The following is a 4,826-nucleotide window of genomic DNA, read 5'->3' on the forward strand; positions in this document are numbered from 1 at the left end:
GCCGGGCCGGGCCCGGCACCACGCCACCGCCGGAGCCCGGGGCCTCAGGTGTGGACGACGCCCTGGGTGGCGCGGCCGTCGCCGTTCCAGTCGCCGGTGACCGGGGTGTCGCCGGCGACGCCGTAGCCGACGGAGGTGACGGTGCCGTCGTCGTGGCGGAAGTAGAAGGTGTGGCTGTCGGGCATGTAGACGCCGATGCCGGTGCGGCCGGAGTGGTCCCAGTCGCCCGCCAGCGGAATGCTCCCGGGATTGCCGAAGACGACGGTCCGGTCGGCAGGGCCTGCGGTGCTGCTGTTGCGCAGGTAGAAGGTGCTGGTGGCCGGGTCGTACAGGCCGACCGTGACGCTCCCGTCGCCGTCCCAGTCGCCGGCCACGGGCCGCCAGTCGCCGCCGTTGCCGAAGGCGAACGCGGTCACCCCGCCGTCGGCGTGGCGGAGGTGGAAGGTGGCGGTGCCGGGCATGTAGACGCCCGGCTGCGAGGTGCCGCCGTCCCAGCGGCCCAGCACGGGGCGGTTGCCCGGGACGCCGAACACCAGCGTCGACTGCGCCGCGCTGCCCGTGTTCGCCAGGTAGAACGTCGAGGTCGTCGGGTCGTAGGCCGCCTGGGTGTCCGTGCCGTCCCCGTCGAAGTCGCCCGCCAGCGGGACCATCGGCGTGTTCCCGAACCCGAACACCGGACGGGTGGACACGCCGGACGCCGCGTCGTCCGACAGGTACCAGGTCAGCTCCTTGGCCGCCGGCTTCGGAGGAATCACCGGGCCCGGGTCGTCCGGGTAGGGGTTCGCGTGGTCGGCCCCGAGGCCGGCCAGGGGGCCGCAGTGCGGCCAGGCCGTCTGGCCCTGGCGGGCGAGGACCTTCTCGGCGATCAGGATCTGCTGCTTCTTGGTGGCCTGGTTGGCGTAGGGCGCGTACTGCTGGCCGCCGTAGGCGATCCAGGTGGACTGCACGAACTGGAGGCCGCCGTAGTAGCGGGGGCTCCCCGAGGAGACTATCGACCAGTCGCCGCCGCTCTCGCACTCGGCGACCTTGTCCCAGGTGGCGACGGAGGCGGCGGCCGCGGAGCCTGCGGTGGCGGCCAGGGCCGCCGTGGCCAGCGAGGCGGCGGCGCCGAGGGCGAGCACGCGGCTCAGCCGGGTGCGGACGCGCTGAACGGGCATGGGTGTTCCTTGGAGTGGGATCGGTTGACGGTCTGTCATCTGCCGGTGCGTGCGCCGGAAGGCGGCCGCGAGGTGCCCGGTACGGGATGCGTACCGGGCACCCGGGATCGGGACGGTCAGAGGGTGAGGTCGAAGGAGACCGCGGTGGCGCCGCCTGCGGTGCCGGGGATGGCGCTGTCGTGCCAGACCCCGGCCTCGGTGTAGATCTCGTGCAGCGCACCGTCCACGACGGCCTCCACGACGCGGTCGCCGGTGGGCTTGAGCTTGACCGAGACCGAGGTGACGGTGCCGCTCACCCCCGGAACGACGTTGTCCTGCCAGGCCCCGCTGGGGTCGGTGTAGATCTCGTGCAGCACACCGCCCTCGACCGCCTCGATCACCCGCTGCCCGGTGTTCCGGTTGATCGCGAACCCGAGCGTGCTGATGTTCCCGCCCACGCCCTGCACGACGTTGTCGACCCAGCCGTCGCCGTCGGCGTAGATCTCGTGCAGCGCACCGTTCACGACCGCCTCGATCACCCGCTGCCCCGACGGCTTGTAGGCGAAGCCCAGCGCGCTCACGTTGGCCACGCCCGGGATGACGTTGTCGTGCCAGCCGTCCCCGTCGGCGAAGATCTCGTGGATCGTCCCGCCCTCGATCGCCTCGACCACCCGGATCCCGGTGGTGGGGTTGTAGGCGAAACCGAGGGAGTCGATCGTCCCGGACACCGGAACGGCGTTGTCGACCCAGCCGTCGCCCTCGGAGTAGATCTCGTGCAGCGCACCGTTCTCCACCGCCTCGATCACCCGCCGGCCCGACGGGCTGTAGGCGAAGCCCAGCGCGCTCATGCTCCCCACGCCCGCCGCCACGTTGTCGTGCCAGCCGTCGGCGTCGGTGTACACCTCGTGCAGCACACCGCCCTGGATCGTCTCCAGCGTCCGGTTCTTCGCCACCGGCTTGGGGGGCGTCGTGGTCTGGTCGTCGACGATGCTGTTGTTGCGGACCGGCCGGTAGGGGTTGCCGCGGCCTCCCGGGAAGTAGGGGTACGGGATCTCGCGGTGGTGGACGCCGGTTCCGGTGAACTCGTACCCCATGTAGGCGGTGTGGGCGTCGTTGGTCCAGCGCTCGAAGAGGACGACGTGTCCGTCCCGCCCGGCTGCGTCGTTCAGCAGGGCATCGCCCGGCTTGAGGTCGTCCTTGCCGATCCTGGAGGCCACACCGGTGGGGACGTAGCTGGTGGTGTCCATCGAGTAGCTCAGCTTCCAGGCCATGGAGACGTACCCGGAGCAGTCCGTGCGGTAGCCCTGGTAGGAGCCCTCCCCGCTGTACCGCAGCCCCTGGTCGACCCACGAGGCCGCCCGGCTGATGACCTGACTGCGCGTCAGGCTCGGCGCGGTCACGTTGGGAGCGGCGAAAGCCCAGGAGGTGGCACCCTGACCACCACTCTGACCACCGGCCGGCAGGATCGGACCCTGGCCGGCGCCGCCCTTGTCCTCGTCGGCGGTCGCGTTCACGGGGGCGACACCCTGCGGCGTCGGTGCGGCCTGGGCCGGGACGGCGGCGAGGGCGGTGGAGGCAAGACCTGTTATCAGGAGAGCGGTGACAGCACGGGCGACGCGCTTGCCGGACATATAAAAACCCCTTGTACGGTCGGTGACTTCGAATTCCGGTGGATCAAGAAAGGCGGCAGCCGGGAAGAGCACGCCACACGTGCGGCGATGTGCATCTTCGATGGCCGACCCGCCAGGACGGTTCGCGCACGGCCCTGAGTTCCGGTTGCGCCGGACGCCGTACGTGAACGCCTCATCGAAGGTATGGCAGCGCGGAGTTGGGCCCGGTGCGGAGCTGCACAGCCTTCAGACCCGAGCGGTACCGAAGTGCACAGTGATCCCCACGGCTTGACGCCTCGCGTATACGATCCACCGGGGGGAGATCAAATGCAGAGCGATATCACTTCGGACTTTTCGCCATCAGCGGTGCGCACCGGGCGCGCCGACGACGTCCTGGCCATGCATCACGCCGGCCGCAGGGGCGGGACGTCGCAGGTGCTCCGCTGGCTGGCCGGCCGCACCGGGGCCGACGTCTTCCTGATGAACCCTTCAGGCGACGGGGCCGGCGCAGGAGCGTTCCCGTCGGACGACACCGCCCGGACCTTGTGCCGGCGCGGAGCCGACGACGTCGACCGCCGGGGGTTGCGGTCCGCGGTCATCGACCAGGGCGACCTCACCTGCTTCGTCCTCGTCCTCGACGACGACCGCGGCCTCCGCGCCCCCCTCCTCACGGCGGTGGCACACCGGCCCGCAGCTCCCGAACTCCCGGTCCTGCTCGCGGATGCCGTGTCCATCCTCAGCCTCACCTGGCAGGCCGAGGACGCACGGCGAAGCCGGCACCGGCTCCGCACCGCGGACACCAGGACCAGGGAGGCGGTGCTGCGCCTCCTGATGGGCGGTCAGACGCACACCGCCCAGGACGTCGCGCAAGCACTCCGGCCCACCCTGCCCGAGGTGGTGCAGATGTACGTCGTCCACGGGCCGCGCGAGGCACGCACCGGACTGACGCTCCGGATCACCGAGACGTGCCGTGACGCGTGGATCGTGCCCTGTCCCGTCTACGACGACCACCTGCTCGTCCTCGCACCCCCGGTCCCCGGCAAGAGCGCCGGCCTCCCGCCATGGGCGAGCCATGGTGCGGCAGCCGACGGCCTCCGGATCGGGGTCAGCAACCCCGTCCACTTACGGGAGACGGCCACCGGCTACGCGCAGGCGTCCCACGCCCTGGCCGCCGCACGCCACGGCACCGGCCGGCTGTCCACCTTCGCCGGAGAACCGGACCTCGCGCTCACCATCGGCGCCGGCGTGACGGCATGGTCCGACGCGTTCCTCTCCCCGGTGCGGTCACATCGCCCCAGGCGCACCCAGGATCCGGACAGCGCGCAGCTGCTGGCCACCGCCACCTCGTGGCTGCGGTTCTCCTCCGGGGCCGCCGCCTCGCTGAACATCCACCGCAACACGCTGGCCGCACGCCTGGCCCACCTCCAGGAGCTGCTCCGGCTGGACCTGACCAGGCTCGCCGACCAGTCCGCCCTGGCCCTCGCCCTCCGGGCGGCCGCCGGCGGCACCACGTCCCGGACGGGTGACGGCGGCACCGGAGAGGGCCGGCCGACGCCGTCCCTGGACGAGCTCCTGGCCCTCCCGCACGTCGTGTCCTGGGCGCACCGGCAGTTCCACCCCCTGCAGGCGCCCGGCACCGCGGCCCCGGTCGCGGGGACGATCGACACCTGGCTGCACCTGGACGCGCGCATCGGCCCCACCGCCGAAGCGCTGTCCGTCTCGGTGTCCGCCGTCCGCAAGCGGCTGGCACGCGCCGAGGAGCTCCTGCAACGCTCCCTGACCCGCCCCCCGACCGTCGTCCACGACCTCTGGCTCGCCCGGCGGGCCCTCGAACTGGCCGAACGACGGCCGGAGGACCTGCCGAGCGTCCCTGCCGCTGTAGGCGGACCCTAGGCCGAACTCGCCCGCACCACCAGCTCGGTGGCCAGCACCTCCCCCGCGGCGGGCACCGGCTCGCCGCGGACCTGGGCGAGCAGCCGCCGGACCACCCGGCTCTGCGCGGGCGCGCTGCGCGGCGGCGGCCTGGTGACCGTGGCCAAGACCACCGGCACCGCGGCCCGGTTCATCCACCCGGACGCCA

Annotated in this window: 3 protein-coding genes and 1 pseudogene; 1 reads left to right on the top strand and 3 read right to left on the bottom strand. The window is 72.4% G+C overall.

The window, feature by feature from the left end:
- Positions 1-44: 44 nt before the first annotated feature.
- Positions 45-1,157 (bottom strand): transglycosylase family protein, encoded by a 1,113-nt coding sequence (locus ABZ885_RS35465; RefSeq protein WP_360198209.1) that lies wholly within the window; start codon positions 1,155-1,157, stop codon positions 45-47.
- Between the two features lie 116 nt (positions 1,158-1,273).
- Positions 1,274-2,767: a hypothetical protein gene (locus tag ABZ885_RS35470; RefSeq protein ID WP_360198212.1), complete on the bottom strand. Its 1,494-nt coding sequence runs from the start codon at positions 2,765-2,767 to the stop codon at positions 1,274-1,276.
- 345 nt (positions 2,768-3,112) lie between these two features.
- Between ABZ885_RS35470 and ABZ885_RS35475 the strand changes: the two genes are divergently transcribed.
- A complete protein-coding gene (locus ABZ885_RS35475; protein WP_360198215.1) occupies positions 3,113-4,639 on the top strand; it encodes a helix-turn-helix domain-containing protein in 1,527 nt (508 codons plus the stop codon).
- Here the strand turns inward: ABZ885_RS35475 and ABZ885_RS35480 are convergent.
- Positions 4,636-4,826 (bottom strand): annotated as a pseudogene (locus ABZ885_RS35480) (hypothetical protein); the annotation flags it as partial. The gene ABZ885_RS35475 and the pseudogene ABZ885_RS35480 overlap by 4 nt on opposite strands.

This window comes from Kitasatospora sp. NPDC047058 (genome assembly GCF_040643935.1).
GTDB lineage: Bacteria > Actinomycetota > Actinomycetes > Streptomycetales > Streptomycetaceae > Kitasatospora.